The sequence below is a fragment of the Ideonella aquatica genome, assembly GCF_018069755.1.
Taxonomy (GTDB): Bacteria; Pseudomonadota; Gammaproteobacteria; order Burkholderiales; family Burkholderiaceae_C; genus Ideonella; species Ideonella aquatica.
In genome coordinates, this window is the sequence record NZ_JAGQDE010000004.1 from 26524 (window position 1) to 44241 (window position 17718).

Sequence of the window (17718 nt, forward strand, 5' to 3'; positions counted from 1 at the left end):
TGATCGAGGAGACACGCGCGTGAAGATGCCGGCCATGCCCACCTTGGACGCCTTCGGTCCGCAAGCCCAGAAGACGGCCGATGCCTTCGGCGCTGCCGTCGGCGGCCTGATGAAGTCGATGGGCGCGCTGAACCTGCCCAGCGACGCGATCGCCCAGCTGCAGGCCGATTACCTCAAGGAAGCCACACTGATCTGGAACGGCACGCTGCAGTCGATGCAGGGTGGCGAAGCCGCCAGCTGCGCGCCGATCAAGGACCGCCGCTTCTCGGCCAAGGACTGGAGCGCCACGCCGGCCAGCGCCTTCAGCGCGCAGATGTACCTGCTCAATGCCCGCACCCTGATGCAGATGGCCGAGAACGTGCAGGGCGACGCCAAGACCAAGGGCCGCATCCGCTTCGCGGTGCAGCAGTGGGTGGACGCGATGAGCCCCAGCAACTTCCTGGCGCTCAACCCCGAGGCCCAGCGCAAGGCGCTGGAAAGCCGTGGCGAGAGCATCTCCAAGGGCGTACAGCAGCTGGTCCATGACCTGCAGCAGGGCCATGTCTCGCAAACCGACGAGAGCCTCTTCGAGGTCGGCCGCAACGTGGCCACCACCGAGGGCGCGGTCGTCTTCGAGAACGAGTTCTTCCAGCTGATCGAGTACAAGCCGCTGACCGCCAAGGTCTTCGAGCGGCCGATGCTGTTCGTGCCACCGTGCATCAACAAGTACTACATCCTGGACCTGCAGCCCGAGAACTCGCTGATCCGCTACACCGTGCAGCAGGGTCACCGGGTGTTCGTGGTCAGCTGGCGCAACCCGGATGAGTCGATGGCGTCCAAGACCTGGGACGACTACATCGAGCACGGCCCGATCACCGCCATCCACACGGTGCAGGCGATCACCGGCGCCAAGACGATTGACACGCTGGGCTTCTGCGTCGGCGGCACCATCCTGTCCACCGCGCTGGCGGTGCTGGCTGCGCGCGGCGAGCAACCGGCCGAATCGGTCACGCTGCTGACGACCTTTGTCGACTTCGCCGACACCGGCATCCTCGACCTGTTCGTCGACGAGCCGATGTGCCAGATGCGCGAGATGACCATCGGCGAGCGCGCACCGCAGGGCCCCGGCCTGCTCAAGGGCCAGGAGCTGGCCACCACCTTCAGCTTCCTGCGCCCGAACGACCTGGTCTGGAACTACGTGGTGGGCAACTACCTGAAGGGCGAGACCCCACCGCCCTTCGACCTGCTGTACTGGAACAGCGATTCCACCAACCTGCCGGGCCCGATGTACTGCTGGTACCTGCGCAACACCTACCTCGAGAACAAGCTCAAGGTGCCGGGTGCGCTGAGCACCTGCGGCGAGAAGGTCGACCTGGGCGCGATCAAGGCGCCGGTCTACCTGTACGCCTCGCGCGAGGACCACATCGTGCCCTGGACCGGTGCCTACGCATCCACCAAGGTGTTCAAGGGCAAGAAGCGCTTCATGCTGGGCGCCTCGGGCCACATTGCCGGCGTGATCAACCCGCCGGCCGCCGGCAAGCGCAGCCACTGGGTCAATGACAAGCTGCCCGACACCGCCGACGCCTGGCTGGCCGGCGCCAAGGAAGTGCCTGGCAGCTGGTGGACCGACTGGGCCCAGTGGCTGGGCAGCCATGCCGGCAAGCAGATCACGGCGCCCAAGTCCTACGGCAGCGCCAAGTTCAAGGCCATCGAGCCGGCCCCCGGCCGCTACGTCAAGCAAAAGGCCTGAGCGGGCAAGCGCCTCAACGCATTCATACTTCATGGCCTGACAGTGGCCATTTTCTGAGGAGACTTTCATGACCGACATCGTCATCGTTGCCGCCGCCCGCACCGCCGTGGGCAAGTTCGGCGGTTCCCTGGCCGGCGTGGCCGCGCCCGAGCTGGGTGCTGCGGTGATCCAGGGCCTGCTGGCCCGCACCGGCCTGGCCGGCGAGCAGATCGGCGAGGTCATCCTGGGCCAGGTGCTGACCGCCGGCTCGGGCCAGAACCCGGCGCGCCAGTCGGTGATCAAGTCGGGCCTGCCCAACGCGGTGCCGGCGATGACCATCAACAAGGTCTGCGGCTCGGGCCTGAAGGCTGTGATGCTGGCCGCCCAGGCCATCCGCGACGGCGACAGCGAGATCGTCATCGCTGGCGGCCAGGAGAACATGAGCGCCTCGCCGCACGTGCTGATGAACAGCCGCAATGGCGCCCGCATGGGCGACACCAAGCTGGTCGACACCATGATCAACGACGGCCTGTTCGACGTGTACAACAAGTACCACATGGGCATCACCGCCGAGAACGTGGCCAAGCAGTACGGCATCAGCCGCGAGGCCCAGGACGAACTGGCCCTGGCCAGCCAGCGCAAGGCCGCGGCTGCCCAGGACGCCGGCAAGTTCAAGGACGAGATCGTCGGCATCAGCATCCCCCAGCGCAAGGGTGACCCGGTGGTGTTCGACACCGACGAGTTCCTCAACCGCAAGTCCAGCCTGGAAGGCCTGGCCGGTCTGCGGCCCGCCTTTGACAAGGCGGGCACGGTGACCGCGGGCAACGCCTCGGGCATCAACGACGGTGCTGCCGCGGTGATGGTGATGAGCGCTGCCAAGGCCGCCGCGCTGGGCCTCAAGCCGCTGGCCCGCATCGCCAGCTACGCCAGCGCCGGCCTGGACCCGGCCATCATGGGCATGGGCCCGGTGCCGGCCGCCCGCAAGGCGCTGGAGCGCGCCGGCTGGAAGGCCGCCGACCTGGACCTGCTGGAAATCAACGAAGCCTTCGCGGCCCAGGCCTGCGCGGTGCACAAGGAAATGGGCTGGGACCTCGACAAGGTCAACGTCAATGGCGGCGCGATCGCCATTGGTCACCCGATCGGCGCCTCCGGTTGCCGCATCCTGGTCACGCTGCTGCACGAGATGCAGCGCCGTGACGCCAAGAAGGGCATCGCCTCGCTGTGCATCGGCGGTGGCATGGGTGTGGCGCTGACCGTCGAGCGCTGATCCCTGGTCACCACGCGCGGGTTGACCCGTACGTGGAATTGCGTGAGCGGGTGAGTACGGACCCGCGACTTCCCGGTCGGGGCTGATCATGGCCCCACCGGACCCCAATGGAATGTCAAGAGGAGCAAAGCAATGGCACAGAAAGTGGCGTATGTGACGGGTGGCATGGGCGGCATCGGAACCGCGATCTGCCAGCGGCTGGCCAAGGATGGCTTCAAGGTCATCGCTGGCTGCGGCCCGAGCCGTGATTTCGAGAAGTGGCTGGGCGAGCAGAAGGCCCTGGGCTACACCTTCTACGCCTCGGTGGGCAACGTCGCCGACTGGGACAGCACGGTGGAGGCCTTTGCCAAGGCCAAGGCCGAGCACGGCCCGATCGATGTCCTGGTCAACAACGCCGGCATCACCAAGGACCGCATGTTCCTGAAGATGACCAAGGAAGACTGGGACGCGGTGATCAGCACCAACCTGACCTCGATGTTCAACGTGACCAAGCAGGTCGTGGCGGACATGGTGGAGCGGGGCTTCGGCCGCATCATCCAGATCTCGTCGGTCAACGGCGAGAAGGGCCAGGCCGGCCAGACCAACTACTCGGCCGCCAAGGCCGGCATGCACGGCTTCACGATGGCCCTGGCCCAGGAAATGGCGTCCAAGGGCGTGACGGTCAACACCGTCAGCCCGGGCTACATCGGCACCGACATGGTCCGCGCGATCAAGCCGGAGGTGCTGGAAAAGATCATCGCCACCATCCCGGTCAAGCGCCTGGGCACGCCCGAAGAGATCGGCTCGGTGGTCGCCTGGCTGGCCGGCGAAGACTCGGGTTTCACCACCGGTGCCGACTTCTCCTGCAACGGCGGTCTGCACATGGGCTGACCGCCCAAGGGCGGTCAGCCCATGTGCAGACCGCCTTCGGCCGACCGTTGGGCTCCCCCTGCCCCCTCCGGGAGGGGGTTCCAGTCAGACAGTCGATCTCGGGCCGGCATTGCCGGCCCGTGTCGTTTCAGTAGGCCACGTAGCGGCCGGGCTTGTGGTTCACTGCCAGCGCGAAGTTCATCGCGATGGCGCCCAGCACGCTCAGGCCCAGGCGGCGGGCGTCGGTGAAGGGCCAGCTGGCCAGCAGGATGGCGGCGTCGATGCTCAGTTGCACGATGCCGGCGCGCCAGCCGTAACGCTCCTGCAGCCACAGCACCACGGTGTTCAGGCCGCCCAGGCTGGCGCGGTGGCGAAACAGGATGATGAAGCCGGTGCCGATCAGCGCGCCGCCGGCCAATGCGGCAAACAGCGGGTTCAAGGCGCTGTAGCCCAGCCAGTGGGGCATCAGTTCCGACAAGCCCGACAGCAGCGTCACCGCCGACAGTGTCTTGACCGTGAACTGCGGTCCCAGGCGCTGCCAGGCCAGCCAGTAGAAGGGCAGGTTGATGACGAACAGCAGCGGGCCGAAGGGCAGGCCGCTGCCGTAGTGGGCCAGGAAGGCCAGGCCCACGGTGCCGCCGGTCATCAGGCCCAGGTGGCGGAACATCGTCAGGCCGATGCTGACGAACAGCGTGCCGATCAGCAGCGCCTGCGCATCGTCGAACAGCGTATGGCGCTGCGGCTCGGCGCCCTCGGGCGCGTTCATTCGGTGATGCCGGCCATGAAGTACTTGATGATGCCCTTGAGCACAAAGCCCAGCAGGCCCACGCCCAGGCCCAGCAACAGCACGAAGGTGCCAAAGCGGCCGGCCTTGGATTCACGCGCCAGCTGCAGGATGATGAACACCATGTACAGCATGAAGGCCGAGACCCCGAAGGTCAGGCCGAACCAGGCGATCTGTTCTTCTGTGTAGCCGAACATATCAGGACCGCCCGGCCGTTCCGAAGGGACTGAGCGCCCCCTTGGGGGGCAGCGAACGAAGTGAGCGTGGGGGTGTCATGTCAGTTCCGCTCCGCCAGGCCGGAGGTGTCCACCAGGTCGCGGTAGGCATGCCAGCTGGCGTGGGCCAGCCAGGGCACCACCACCACCAGGCCGACCATCACGCTGAGCATGCCCAGGCCACTGAGGGCCAGCAGCAGGAAGGCCCACAGCGCCATCGGCGCGGGGTGGGTCAGCACGGTCTTCCAGCTCACGAAGACGGCCGCCAGCACGCCGATCTGCCGATCCAGCAAGAGCGGCAGCGTCACCACGCTGGAGGCGAAGACCGGCGCGGCCAGCACGGCGCCCAGGGCCATCCAGGTCTCGAACAGCGCGCCGCTGGGCGCCAGCACCACCAGGCGCAGGAAGTCGACGGGCGTGCGCACCGCGGCGCCGGTCTGGGTCCAGATCAGCGCTGCCGAGGTCAGCACCCAGCCGGTGCCGGCCAGCGCCAGCAGCAGGCCGAACACCACCAGCCGGTGGTCATCGGGCTTCCAGGCCCGCAGCGCCGTGCCCAGGCCGGGCTGTTCGCCGCGCTCGAGCGCGCGGCTGATGGCATACAGGCCCGTCGCCACCACCGGCGCCACCAGCAGGAAGCCGGTGAAGGCGCCGGCCAGCAACCAGAATCGGTCGGCGGCCAGCACCACGATCAGCGCGCCCCACAGGGCCGCGGCCAGGCCATGCAGCAGACCCGGGACCGGGCAGGCCATCAGGTCGGCCCAGCCGCGCGCCAGCCAGCCCAGCGGCCGCAGCATCGGGATGCGGCGCACGGCGTAGCTGCGCGATTCGGCGACGGCCTGCTGGGTCATCTTGTTGGACATCAGGGGGCTCCCATCGTGGCAGAGTGATCGCGGCGGAGGTTGAGATGAGGCAAGCCGCGGCGGTCAGCGCACATCGGCCAGCACATCCAGCAGCTCGCTCTCCATCTGCAACTGCAGCCGGGGCTGCTGCAGCTCGGCGCCGCTGACCAGGAAGGTGTCCTCGACGCGTTCGCCCAGCGTGCTGACCTTGGCCAGCTGCAGGTTGATATGGTGGGCGGCCAGCACGCGGGCGATGGCATAGAGCAGGCCCGAGCGGTCGCTGGCACTGACGCTGAGCAGCCAGCGCTGCGCCTTCTCGTCGGGCCGCAGCGCCACGCGCGGCTTGACCGGAAAGGAGCGCACCCGGCGCGACACCCGCCCGCGCGAGGGCGGCGGCAGCGGCCCGTCGCTGGCCAGCGCAGCGCTGGCTTGGGTCTCGACCAGCTTGATCATGTCGCGGTAGGCGCCCGGACTCTGGTCCTCGGCGTTGGGATTGACCACCTGGAAGGTGTCGAGCGCGTAGCCGCTGCGGGTGGTGTGCACCTTGGCATCCTGGATCGAGAAGCCGGCGCCATCGAAATAGCCGCAGATGCGGGCGAACAGGTCGGCGCGGTCGGGCGAAAACACCAGCACCTGCAGGCCCTCGCCGATCGGCGACGGGCGGGCGCTGACCAGCGGCACCTGGGTGTCGAGGTGGCGCCACAGCGAGCGGGCATGCCAGGCGATCTCGGCGGCATCGTGGCGCGCGAAATAGCTGATGTCCAGCGTCTTCCACAGCGGCTGCTCGGTGCCGGGCAGCGCGGCGTGCAGGGCCAGGATCTGCATCGCCTCCTGCTTGCGTGCTTCGATCTCGGCATCGGCACTGTGCGGGGCGCCGCCCAGTGCGCGCAGCGTGTAGCGGAACAGGTCTTCGAGCAGCTTGCCCTTCCAGGCGTTCCAGACCTTGGGGCTGGTGCCGCGGATGTCGGCCACCGTCAGCAGGTACAGGCCGGTCAGGTGGCGGGCATCGCCCATGCGGCGGGCGAAGCGCTGGATGACCTCGGGGTCGTGCAGGTCCTCCTTCTGCGCCACGGTGCTCATCGTCAGGTGGTGGCGCACGAGGAACTCGACCAGCTCGGTTTCATCCGGCTCCAGGCCGTGGTCGCGGCAGAAACGGCGCACCTCGGTGGCGCCCAGCTCGGAGTGATCGCCACCTCGGCCCTTGGCCACGTCGTGGAAGAGGGCGGCGATGTAGAGCAGCCAGGGCTTGTCCCACTGGCTGGCCAGCTGGGCGCAGAACGGGTACTCGTGGGCGTGCTCGGGGATGAAGAAGCGCCGCACATTGCGCAGCACCATCAGGATGTGCTGGTCCACGGTGTAGACGTGGAACAGGTCGTGCTGCATGCGCCCGACGATGCGCCGGAACACCCACAGGTAGCGCCCCAGCACCGAGGTCTGGTTCATCAGGCGGAAGGCGTGCGTCTGCCCCTCGGGCTGGCGCAGGATGTCCATGAACAGCTCGCGGTTCAGCGGGTCCTTGCGGAAGCGGCTGTCCATCACGCTGCGCGCGTTGTACAGCGCGCGCAGCGTGCGCGCCGATAGGCCCTTGATGCCGGTGGTCTGCTGGTAGATCAGAAAGGTCTCGAGGATGGCGTGCGGGTTGTCGGTGTAGAGATCGTCGCGCGCCACCTCGAGCATGCCGCCGCGATCCAGGAAGCGGGCGTTGATCGGCCGCATCGGGGCCTGCTCGCTGCTGCTGACGCGCTCGTCAATGCCCAGCATCAGGATCTGGTTGAGCTGGGTCACCGCCTTGGCCGCCCAGTAGTAGCGGTGCATCAGCTGCTCGCTGGCGCGCGCGCCCTTCGTGGACTGGTAGCCGAAGCTCTCGGCCACCGAGGTCTGCAGATCGAAGACCAGGCGGTCCTCGCGCCGGCCGGCGATCACGTGCAGGCGGCAGCGGATCAGGCGCAGCGTGCCTTCATGGCGCTGCAACTGCTTGACCTCGAAGGCGCTCAGCAGGCCCTTGGCCGCCAGCTCGCTCCAGGTGCGGCCCAGGCCGGCGGCGCGCGCCACCCAGATCACCACCTGCAGGTCGCGCAGGCCGCCGGGGCTTTCCTTGCAGTTGGGCTCCAGCGAGTAGGGCGTGTCTTCGTACTTGACATGGCGCTGGCGCATCTCCAGCGTCTTGGCACGCAGAAAGGCGGCGGCATCCAAGGCCTCGGAGGTGGCCTTGGCGAAGGCCTGGTACAGCCGGCGCGGACCGGTCAGCAGGCGGCTTTCCAGCAGCGAGGTCTGCACGGTCACGTCGGCCTGGGCTTCGCGCACGCAGTCGTCCACGGTGCGCACCGAGGAGCCGATCTCCAGGCCGATGTCCCAGCAGGCGGTGATGAAGGCGCTGACGGCCTCACGCACCGCGTCGGTCTCGGGCTCGGGCAGCAGCACCAGCACGTCGACGTCGGAATAGGGGTACAGCTCACCGCGGCCGTAGCCGCCCACCGCCAGCAGAGCGGCTCCGGCGGGCAGACCGCTGCCCTGCCACAGCTGCACCAGCGTCGCGTCCACATGCCGCGCCAGACCATGCAGCAGGAGGCGGGCACTGGTGGCGCTGGGGCGGGCCTCCTTGAAGCGGGTGAGCAGGGCCTCCTTGCCCTGGCGGAAGCGCGTGCGCAGCTCCGCCACCGACAGCGCGGCGCTGGACGCGGTGGACGACATCAGGCGCCGGGTGCGGTGATGAAGGCCGGCGGCGGCGGCGTGCGGTCGGACACCGTCAGCACCTCATAGCCGGTCTCGGTGACCACCACCGTGTGCTCCCACTGGGCCGACAGCGAGCGGTCCTTGGTGACGATGGTCCAGCCGTCGCCCATTTCCTTGATCTCGCGGCGGCCGGCATTGACCATCGGCTCGATCGTGAAGACCATGCCCGGCACCAGCTCTTCCAGCGTCCCCGGACGGCCGTAATGCAGCACCTGCGGCTCCTCGTGGAACTTGCGACCGATGCCGTGGCCGCAGAACTCGCGCACGATCGAGTAGCCCTGCGACTCGGCAAAGGTCTGGATCGCGTGGCCGATGTCGCCCAGCCGGGCGCCGGGGCGCACCTTGGCAATGCCCTTCCACATGGCATCGAAGGTGATCTGGCACAGGCGCTTGGCGGCGATGCTGCCTTCGCCCACCACGTACATGCGGCTGGAGTCGCCGTGCCAGCCGTCCTTGATGACGGTGACATCGAGGTTGACGATGTCGCCATTCTTCAGCGGCCGGTCGTTGGGGATGCCGTGGCACACCTGGTGGTTGATCGACGCGCAGATCGACTTGGGATAGGGCTTGTAGCCGTTGGGCGCGTAGTTCAGCGGCGCGGGAATGGCCTTTTGCTCGTGCACGATCATGTCGTGGGCGAGCTTGTCGAGCTGTTCGGTGGTCACGCCGGGCTTGACGTGCTCGGCCAGCATGTCCAGCACTTCGGCGGTGAGGCGTCCGGCGACGCGCATCATCTCGATGTCGGCCGGGGTCTTGAAGGTGATTGCCATAAGGGGTGATTATTTCACCTCGCCGTAGAATCCCGGGTTTCCACCGACGGTCGCCCCCGCCTCAGGGCGGGTCATCGTGCGCCACCGTCCCTGACGCCCCCGCAAGCGCCCCGTCCATGGCCCACACCCATCACCTGATGCACTTCGAGGGCGGCAATGCCCTGTCCGCGTTCCGCGCCGCCGCGCTGCTGCCGCGCCTGCAGGCCGCCTGCCCGCGCATCACCGGCGTCAGCGCCCGCCATGTGCACTGGGTGCTGAGCGACCAGCCGCTGGCGGCTGAGGACACCGACAAGCTGGCCCGCCTGCTCGACTACGGTGATCCCTGCACCGCCGGTGACGAGGGCACGCTGGTGCTGGTGATGCCGCGCCTGGGCACCGTATCGCCCTGGGCGTCCAAGGCCACCGACATCGCCCACAACTGCGGTCTGGGCATCCACCGCGTGGAACGCGTCACGGAATATCGCCTGCACCTGAAGGACGGCCTGATCGCCGGCCTGACCGGGGCCAGCAAGGCGCTCAGCGCCGATGAACTGCAGGCCTGCGCCGCGCTGCTGCACGACCGCATGACCGAGAGCGTGGCCTTCGAGCGCAATGCCGCCCGCCATCTGTTCGACGAGCAGCCGGCCGAGCCGCTGGCCCATGTCGACGTGCTGGGCCAGGGCCGTGCGGCGCTGGTCGCCGCCAACACCACCTTCGGCCTGGCGCTGTCCGACGACGAGATCGACTACCTGGTGAACGCCTTCCAGGGCCTGGGTCGCAACCCCAGCGATGTCGAGCTGATGATGTTCGCGCAGGCCAACTCCGAGCACTGCCGCCACAAGATCTTCAACGCCGACTTCATCATCGACGGCCAGCCGCAGCCGCTGTCGATGTTCGGCATGATCCGCAACACCGAGAAGCTCAACCCGCAGCGCACCGTCATCGCCTACAACGACAACGCGGCGGTCATGGAAGGCGGCCCGGTCACCCGCTGGCTGCCGCAGGGCTACACCGACGCGCCGGTCTATGGCCCGCGCGACGAGGTGGCGCATGTGCTGATGAAGGTGGAAACCCACAACCACCCGACCGCGATCTCGCCGTTCCCGGGCGCAGCCACCGGTGCCGGCGGCGAGATCCGCGACGAAGGCGCCACCGGTCGCGGCGCCAAGCCCAAGGCGGGCCTGACCGGCTTCAGCGTCTCGAACCTGCACCTGCCGGACACCGACGAGCCCTGGGAGGCCCAGCCCTACGGCAAGCCCGAGCACATCGCCAGCGCGCTGCAGATCATGATCGAGGGCCCGATCGGCGGCGCGGCCTTCAACAACGAGTTCGGCCGACCCAACCTGGGCGGCTACTTCCGCGTCTTCGAGCAGACCGTGGGCGAGGGCGCGCAGGCCATCCGTCGCGGCTACCACAAGCCCATCATGATCGCCGGGGGCATCGGCACCATCAGCGACAGCCAGACGAAGAAGCTGCCCTTCGGCGCCGGCACGCTGCTGGTGCAGCTGGGTGGCCCGGGCATGCGCATCGGCATGGGCGGCGGCGCCGCCAGCTCGATGGCGGCGGGCACCAATGCGGCGTCGCTGGACTTCGACAGCGTGCAGCGCGGCAACCCCGAGATCCAGCGCCGCGCGCAGGAAGTCATCAACCACTGCTGGACGCTGGGTGCTGACAACCCGATCGTCGCGATCCACGACGTCGGCGCCGGGGGCATCTCGAATGCCTTCCCCGAGCTGGTGGACGGCGCCGGCAAGGGCGCGCGCTTCGACCTGCGTCAGGTGCCGCTGGAGGAAACCGGCCTGGCGCCCAAGGAAATCTGGTGCAACGAGAGCCAGGAGCGCTACACCCTGGCGGTTGACCCGAGCAAGCTAGACGCCTTCAGCGCCATGTGCGCGCGCGAGCGCTGCCCCTTTGCGGTGGTGGGTGTGGCCACGGACGAGCCGGCGCTGATCCTGGAGGACGGCCCCGGCGGCGAGCGCGTGATCGACATGCCGATGGAGGTGCTGCTGGGCAAGCCGCCCAAGATGCAGCGCGACGTGCAGCGCCTGCCCCGGCCGGTGGCGCCGCTGAACCTGACGGGCGTGGCGCTGGACCAGGCGGCCTTCAACGTGCTGCGCCATCCCACCGTGGCCAGCAAGCGCTTCCTGGTGAGCATCGGTGACCGCACCGTGGGCGGCCTGAACCACCGCGACCAGATGGTCGGCCCCTGGCAGGTGCCGGTGGCCGATTGCGCGGTCACGCTGGCCGATTTCAGCGGCCTGCGTGGCGAGGCGATGAGCATGGGCGAGCGCACGCCGCTGGCCAGCCTGGACGCGCCGGCCTCGGGCCGCATGGCGGTGGCCGAGGCCATCACCAACCTGCTGGCCGCGCCGATCGAGCTCAGCCGCGTCAAGCTCAGCGCCAACTGGATGGCGGCATGTGGCGAGCCCGGCGAGGACGCCGCGCTGTACGACACCGTCAAGGCGGTGGGCATGGACCTGTGCCCGGCGCTGGGCGTGGGCATCCCGGTGGGCAAGGACAGCCTGTCGATGCGCACCAAGTGGAGCGACGCCGGGTCTGCCAAGCAGGTGGTGGCGCCGGTGTCACTGATCGTCTCGGCCTTCGTCACGCTGGACGACATCCGTGGCACGCTGACGCCGCAGCTGCAGGACGGCGACACCACGCTGATCCTGGTCGACCTGGGCAACGGCCGCTCTCGCATGGCCGGCTCGATCCTGGCGCAGACGCTGCAGCAGTTCGGCGACCAGGTGCCTGACCTGGATGATCCGGCCCAGCTCAAGGCCCTGGTGGCCGCCGTCAACCAGCTGCGCGCCGAGGGCCGGCTGCTGGCCTACCATGACCGCTCCGACGGTGGCCTGTGGGCAGCGGCCTGCGAGATGGCCTTTGCCGGCCAGCGCGGCCTCAGCCTGAACGTCGACCTGCTGGTCACCGAAGGCGATGGCATCAGCGACAGCCGCGCCGACACCGGCGACGCCAAGAACTGGGCCACCCAGACCAGCGGCCGCCGCGAGGAACTCACCCTCAAGGCCTTGTTCAACGAGGAGCTGGGCGTGCTGCTGCAGGTGCGCAGCGCCGAGCGCGATGCGGTACTGGCCACGCTGCGCGCGCACGGCCTGAGCAAGCAGAGCCACGTGGTGGGCAAGACCAACGACAAGCGGATGGTCGAGGTCTGGCGCGACGCCAAGCCGCAGTTCAGCGCGCCCCTGCGTGAGCTGCAGCAGGCCTGGGACGAGGTCAGCTGGCGCATCGCCCGCCTGCGCGACAACCCCGCCTGCGCCGACCAGGAGCACGCGCTGGCGGGCGGCGACGACGCCGGCCTGCACTGGGCGCCGTCCTTTGATCCCGCCGAGGACGTGGCGGCCCCGTTCCTGAACCTGGGCGCGCGCCCCAAGGTGGCCATCCTGCGCGAGCAGGGGGTCAACAGCCATGTCGAGACCAGCCACGCCTTCGCGCTGGCCGGCTTCGATGCGCACGATGTGCACATGAGCGACCTGCAGTCGGGTGGCGCGCAGCTGGCGCAGTTCAAGGGCTTTGTCGCCTGCGGCGGCTTCAGCTATGGCGACACCCTGGGTGCCGGCGAGGGCTGGGCCCGCTCGGTGATGTTCAACCCGCGGCTGGCCGATCAGTTCAGCGCCTTCTTTGGGCGCACGGACACCTTTGCGCTGGGCATCTGCAACGGCTGCCAGATGATGGCGGCGCTCAGCCCGATCATTCCCGGCGCTCAGCACTGGCCCAAGTTCACCCGCAACCGCAGCGAGCAGTTCGAGGCCCGGCTGGCGATGGTCGAGGTGCTGGACAGCCCCAGCATCTTCTTCCAGGGCATGGCCGGCAGCCGTCTGCCGATCGCCGTGGCGCATGGCGAGGGCTTTGCCGACTTCAGCCAGCGCGGCGACGCCACCCAGGTGGTGCGCGCAATGCGCTTTGTCGACGGCAGCGGTCAGCCCACCGAGACCTACCCGCTCAACCCCAACGGCAGCCCCGGCGGCCTGACCAGCGTGACCACGCCCGATGGCCGCTTCACCGTGCTGATGCCGCACCCGGAGCGGGTCTTCCGCAACGCGGTGATGAGCTGGCAGGGCGGCGATATCACCGCGCTGAGCCCCTGGATGCGCCTGTTCCGCAACGCGCGCCGCTGGGTCGGCTGATCGCCGTGGCCGACAAGCCCTTCGCGCCCTCGGCCGAGCGCAACCGCGAGCCGCTGCTGGCGGCGCTGCGGCCGCGTCTGGCCGGCGCGCGGCGGGTGCTGGAGATCGGCAGCGGCACCGGCCAGCATGCGGTGCACTTCGCCCCGGCGCTGCCGCATCTGGTCTGGCAGACCAGCGAGCGGCCGAGCCAGCTGGCCGGCTTGCTGGCCTGGCTGGACGACGCCGCTTGCCCCAACACCCCACCGCCGCTGGCGCTGGACATGGACGATCCAGGCTGGCCTTCGATGGCCGGTGGTGCCGTGCATGACGCGGTATTCAGCGCCAACACGCTGCACATCATGCCCTGGACCACGGTGCAGGCCTGGTTCACCGCGCTGCCCCAGGTGCTGGCGCCGGGCGGCCGGCTGCTGGTCTACGGCCCCTTCATCGAGGCCGACCGGCCGACGGTGCAGAGCAATCTGCGCTTCGATGCCCAGTTGCGAGCCCAGGTACCGCACCAGGGATTGCGTCACCTGGACCAGGTGGACGCGTTGGCAGCGCGTGTGGGGCTGCGCCGCGTTGAACGCATCGAGATGCCCGCCAACAATCTGCTGCTCGTGTGGGCTTGAGCAGCCGGGGTCGATGCAGGCCTGGCGCCGGTAGACTCGCGCCATGCCACTCGATCTGCACGCGCTGCTCCAGCGCGACGACTTCGCCCTCGTGCCTGACCACGGCCACTTCGACGTGGAGGCCATTGCGGCCTTTGCCCTGAGCGAGCTGCCCGGGGCCTGGCGCGACCCGCAGCGCCCCCAGGCCGTGCTGGTGTTCGGCGACGACGACGAACGCGCCGAATTCCTGGCCGACCGTGCGCCCTCCACCCCAGACCACTTCAGCTACCCAGTGGTGATGGTGGTGGACCTGCAGCCTCAGCGCGTCACGATCGACATCTTCGCCGGCGAGGAGTTCCACGATCCGGCCACCGATCTGACGCGCTGGATCGAGGCGCGCTTCCCCTGTCACGTCGCGTCCGGGGACTGAGCGGCCGACGGCGCCGTCAGCGCAGCGCGGGCGCGTCCAGCAGGCGCTGGATGTCCTGCTCGGTGGTGTAGGCCTGGGCCGAGACGCGGACGAACACGCGGCCGGCGTGGGTGGTGACCGGCACCTCGATGCGGCTCTCCTCGGACAGGCGCTGGCGCAGCGCGTCGGGGTCCTGTGCGGGCACCGGGATCGCGGCCATCTGGGCCCAGTCCTGCTCGTTGGCGATCGGCGACAGGCCGTGACGTCGGCACAGCGCCTGCATCGCCTGGGCCACCAGCGCATGGCTGCGCTGGCGCACTGCCGGCCAGTCGTGCGCGGCCTGAAAGCGCAGCGCATCGGGCACGGTCAGCCAGGGTGTGATGTCGCGCGTGCCCTGCCACTGCATGCGCCGCTCGAAGGTCGTGCGACCCAGGTAGGCGTCAAAGCCGCTGTGGCCACCGCTGTCTTCGGTATAGCCCCAGCTGGTGACCGGCGCGTGCAGCATGGCCTGCTGCTCGGGCCGGGCGTGCAGGAAGGCCGAGCCCTTGGGCGCGCACTGCCACTTGTGGCAGTTGCCCACGTAGAAGTCGGCGCCTATGGCGGCCAGGTCCAGCGGGATCTGGCCCGGCGCATGGGCGCCATCGACCAGCACCGGGATGCCCAGCGCGCGAGCGGCCGTGCAGACCTCGGTCACCGGCAAGGTCAGCGCGGTGGTCGAGGTGATGTGGCTCAGGTAGATCAGCCGGGTGCGCGGTGTGACCGCGGCCCGCAGGCCCTGCACCACCTGTGCCGGCCGCAAGGGCAGGGGGATTTCGACCCGCCGATAGTGCGCACCTTGCTGCGCGCAGACGCGGCGCCAGGTGGCATCGCACGCGCCGTACTCCAGGTCGGTGCCCAGGACCTCGTCGCCCGGCTGCAGGGGAAAGGAGCGGGCCACGACATTAACGCCGGTGGTGGCGTTGGGCATGAAGACCAGGTCTTCGCCGCGTGCGCCGATGGCCTGACCCAGCGCCTCGCGCGCTGCGGCCAGCAGCCCGGCCGAGCGGCGCCCCAGGAAGGCCACCGGATTGCGCTCCTGCTCGCGCTGCCAGCGGCCCAGCGCCTCCAGCACCGGCCGCGGGCAGGCGCCGAACGAGCCATGGTTCAGAAAGGTGATGTCGGGGTCAAGCAGGAAGAGGTCGCGCATGCGGGCAGTCTACGGTCCCGCCACAAAGGGCCGGGAGATGACTCTCCCGGCCCCTGGGGTGCAGGCGGGGGCCTCAGATCACCAGGTCTGCAGCGCCGATCGGATCTCGTCGCGGAACAACTCGGCCGAAGCATTGCCGTGGGCATTGGTGTAGTCCACGTCGGCCTGGCAGTTGGTGCCTGGGGCGTCGTAGTCTTCCCAGCAGGGCACCGGCGTGTCCGAAATCAGGTGGCCGTAGCTGTAGGTGCGGTAGTCCAGCACGCCGCTGACCTTGATCGGCAGACGCATCAGACCGGCGCCCGAGCGGATGATGACCTGCTGGCCGCAGTTGCCGTTGCCGTCCGGCAGGCAGGTGCCGTAGCTGCCACCCTTGCTCCAGCTGCGCACCGCGCTGCCGAACGAGGCGGCAACCGCTGACTTGCCCAGCGCCGCGGCTTCCTCGTTGATGATGGTCTGGATCCGCGAGCTGGCACCCATGCCGGGGTTGGCCGATTCCAGGAACTCGCTGCGGGCACTGTTGGTGTTGTTCAGCAGGGTGCTGTTCCACACGCCCTCGTAGATGCGGGCCAGGTCGGCGGCCGAGGTGTCATTGCGCAGCGCGGTCGAGTACTTGCCCGTGGCCGGATTACGGTAGGCGCAGCCGATGTTGTGGCGCAAGGTGGTGCTGCTCAGGCCGGCGTTGGTGGCCACCGTGTTGAATGGGCTGAAGCCGCCGTAGCGCAGCACCGTGCCGCGGGTGGTGCGGTTGTCGGAGATGCGCATCATCTCGTCCAGCCCGGTCTCGAAGTTGTAGTCGGTGCGCAGATTGGCCACGGTTTCCTTGGCGGGGTCGGGACAGGCGTCCTTGCCCTTGACCGGGTCGTACTGGTAGTAGTTGAACGCGGACGCCAGGGTGTCGGTGCCGGCCTGCACGCGCTGCATGCCGGTCAGCAGGTGCAGTGCCTTCAGCGAGCTGGCGGTCTCGGCGCGGCGGGCGCTGTTGAGGTCCACCTTGACCGCGCCGCCCGCCAGCTTCAGGTAGCCCTCGAAGATGCCGCGCGTCGGGTTGCCGTTGCCGTCCAGGAAGGTGGCGCCGAACACGCTGCGCATGCGGCGGGTGCTGCTGTTGGCGTTGTCGATGAAGGCAGCGTCGTAGCGGCGCACGCCGTTGCTGTCGACATAGGTGCGCAGGTCCACCGGCCGCGACGCCACCTGCAGCGCATAGTTGTTCAGGTCGGTCAGGCTGGTGAAGCCGTACTGGTACCACCAGGCACTGTTGTTGGACCCGGTGTTCTTCACCTGGATGAAGTTGTAGGTGCCGTCGTCATTGCGCACCAGCTTGACGATGCGGCCGCTGAACGAGGCCACCCGGGTCGCCACGCTGGCCGGGCTCTGGTTGAGCCACCACTGCCAGGACTTGGCATCGGCGCCGGTGTTGGCCACCATCACGGCGGTGTACTTCTTGACGCCGCCCACGGTGTAGGTGTCGAGGTCGATCAGGCGGTGGCCGGTGTTGGTCAGGTGGGTGCTGATCTGCGACGAGCTGACGCCGACCAGGTAGCTCCAGGCGCGCGCCGCTGTGGAGGTATTGGAGACCATGATCGCCGCGTAGCGGATCACGCCGCCACCGGCGTCGTAGGGCTTGAGCTCGATCAGGCGGGCGTTGTTGGTGCTGAGCTGGGTGGCGATGTCGGCGGCGGTCAGGCCGTAATACCACCACCAGCCCGGCACCGCGTAGGCGCCGCTGTTGCGCACCATGCGTACCGTGAAGCGCGGTGCGCCGCTGACGATGCCGTAGATGTCCAGACCCACCAGGCGAGCGCCCTTGGACGACAGCAGGCTGCTGACCTGGGCGGCGGTCTGGTTGGTGTAGGTCCACCAACTGGTGGGCACGTTGACCGAGTGGTCGTCGGTGTTTGAATTGGGATCCATCGCCTCGGCGCCGACGTCGCCCAGCGCGTCAAGGTCGTCGGCCTGGCCTTCGGTCTCAATCTCGCCTTGCAGACTCGGCTGGGCCGAGGGGCGGCGGGCGTCGGCGGCGCCGGCCAGCGCGGCCAGCATGGCGCACAGGATCAGCGAGGTGCCGGGGCGGCGGACAAGGGTGGGCGGCAGGGTGCGGTTCATGGATGCAGACTCCGGAAGAGGGTGGGTGTCGGTGACCGGTGCGGTGTGGACCGGCCTATCCATCAATTCGTGGATGACAGGCGCAACCGGACAGGGCCTATCCCCCCATGCATAGGGGGGCGCTGCGCGTCGTCGTCGCCGTGG

At 68.8% G+C, this 17718-nt stretch carries 13 protein-coding genes; 6 read left to right on the plus strand and 7 right to left on the minus strand.

Translation table 11 applies throughout. From position 1 onward, the window contains the following. Positions 1-25: 25 nt before the first annotated feature. The 3 genes from phaC (at position 26) to phbB (ending at position 3845) form a co-directional block, all read left to right on the plus strand. The gene (gene phaC, locus KAK06_RS06455; protein ID WP_210801303.1) at positions 26-1729 is read left to right on the plus strand and encodes a class I poly(R)-hydroxyalkanoic acid synthase; all 1704 of its coding nucleotides are present in this window, start codon (positions 26-28) and stop codon (positions 1727-1729) included. 67 nt (positions 1730-1796) lie between these two features. After that, entirely contained in the window at positions 1797-2975 is a 1179-nt protein-coding gene (locus tag KAK06_RS06460) for an acetyl-CoA C-acetyltransferase (RefSeq protein WP_210801115.1), read from the plus strand. A gap of 132 nt (positions 2976-3107) precedes the next feature. Then, positions 3108-3845, plus strand: coding sequence for an acetoacetyl-CoA reductase (phbB, locus tag KAK06_RS06465; RefSeq protein ID WP_210801116.1), 738 nt, complete (start codon positions 3108-3110; stop codon positions 3843-3845). Between the two features lie 127 nt (positions 3846-3972). Here phbB and KAK06_RS06470 read toward each other — a convergent pair whose 3' ends face one another. The 5 genes from KAK06_RS06470 to map form a co-directional block, all read right to left on the minus strand. Then, positions 3973-4590, minus strand: coding sequence for a YitT family protein (locus KAK06_RS06470; RefSeq protein WP_210801117.1), 618 nt, complete (start codon positions 4588-4590; stop codon positions 3973-3975). After that, a complete protein-coding gene (locus KAK06_RS06475) occupies positions 4587-4805 on the minus strand; it encodes a DUF2788 domain-containing protein (RefSeq protein ID WP_210801118.1) in 219 nt (72 codons plus the stop codon). Before KAK06_RS06475 ends, KAK06_RS06470 begins: the two co-directional genes overlap by 4 nt. A gap of 80 nt (positions 4806-4885) precedes the next feature. Further along, positions 4886-5683 (minus strand): DUF2189 domain-containing protein, encoded by a 798-nt coding sequence (locus tag KAK06_RS06480; RefSeq protein ID WP_247652703.1) that lies wholly within the window; start codon positions 5681-5683, stop codon positions 4886-4888. A gap of 63 nt (positions 5684-5746) precedes the next feature. Beyond that, the gene (locus KAK06_RS06485) at positions 5747-8353 is read right to left on the minus strand and encodes a [protein-PII] uridylyltransferase (protein ID WP_210801119.1); all 2607 of its coding nucleotides are present in this window, start codon (positions 8351-8353) and stop codon (positions 5747-5749) included. Further along, a complete protein-coding gene (gene map / locus KAK06_RS06490; RefSeq protein WP_210801120.1) occupies positions 8353-9165 on the minus strand; it encodes a type I methionyl aminopeptidase in 813 nt (270 codons plus the stop codon). Before map ends, KAK06_RS06485 begins: the two co-directional genes overlap by 1 nt. Positions 9166-9281: 116 nt before the next feature. Between map and purL the strand changes: the two genes are divergently transcribed. Genes purL through KAK06_RS06505 form a run of 3 tightly spaced genes read left to right on the plus strand, consistent with a single transcriptional unit; the run spans position 9282 to position 14306 of the window. Then, complete coding sequence (purL, locus tag KAK06_RS06495; RefSeq protein WP_210801121.1) at positions 9282-13289, plus strand: phosphoribosylformylglycinamidine synthase; 4008 nt, start codon at positions 9282-9284, stop codon at positions 13287-13289. A 5-nt stretch (positions 13290-13294) separates the two neighbouring features. Then, on the plus strand, positions 13295-13897 hold the full coding sequence (locus KAK06_RS06500; protein WP_210801122.1) for a DUF938 domain-containing protein: 603 nt from the start codon (positions 13295-13297) through the stop codon (positions 13895-13897). A gap of 43 nt (positions 13898-13940) precedes the next feature. Continuing rightward, positions 13941-14306 carry a hypothetical protein gene (locus KAK06_RS06505; protein ID WP_210801123.1) on the plus strand — a complete coding sequence of 122 codons (366 nt, stop codon included), beginning with the start codon at positions 13941-13943 and terminating at the stop codon, positions 14304-14306. A gap of 16 nt (positions 14307-14322) precedes the next feature. Here the strand turns inward: KAK06_RS06505 and KAK06_RS06510 are convergent, their stop codons facing one another. Both KAK06_RS06510 and KAK06_RS06515 read right to left on the minus strand, forming a co-directional pair. Further along, complete coding sequence (locus KAK06_RS06510) at positions 14323-15471, minus strand: aminotransferase class V-fold PLP-dependent enzyme (protein WP_210801124.1); 1149 nt, start codon at positions 15469-15471, stop codon at positions 14323-14325. 78 nt (positions 15472-15549) lie between these two features. Beyond that, on the minus strand, positions 15550-17574 hold the full coding sequence (locus KAK06_RS06515; RefSeq protein WP_210801125.1) for a serine hydrolase: 2025 nt from the start codon (positions 17572-17574) through the stop codon (positions 15550-15552). Positions 17575-17718: the final 144 nt, after the last annotated feature.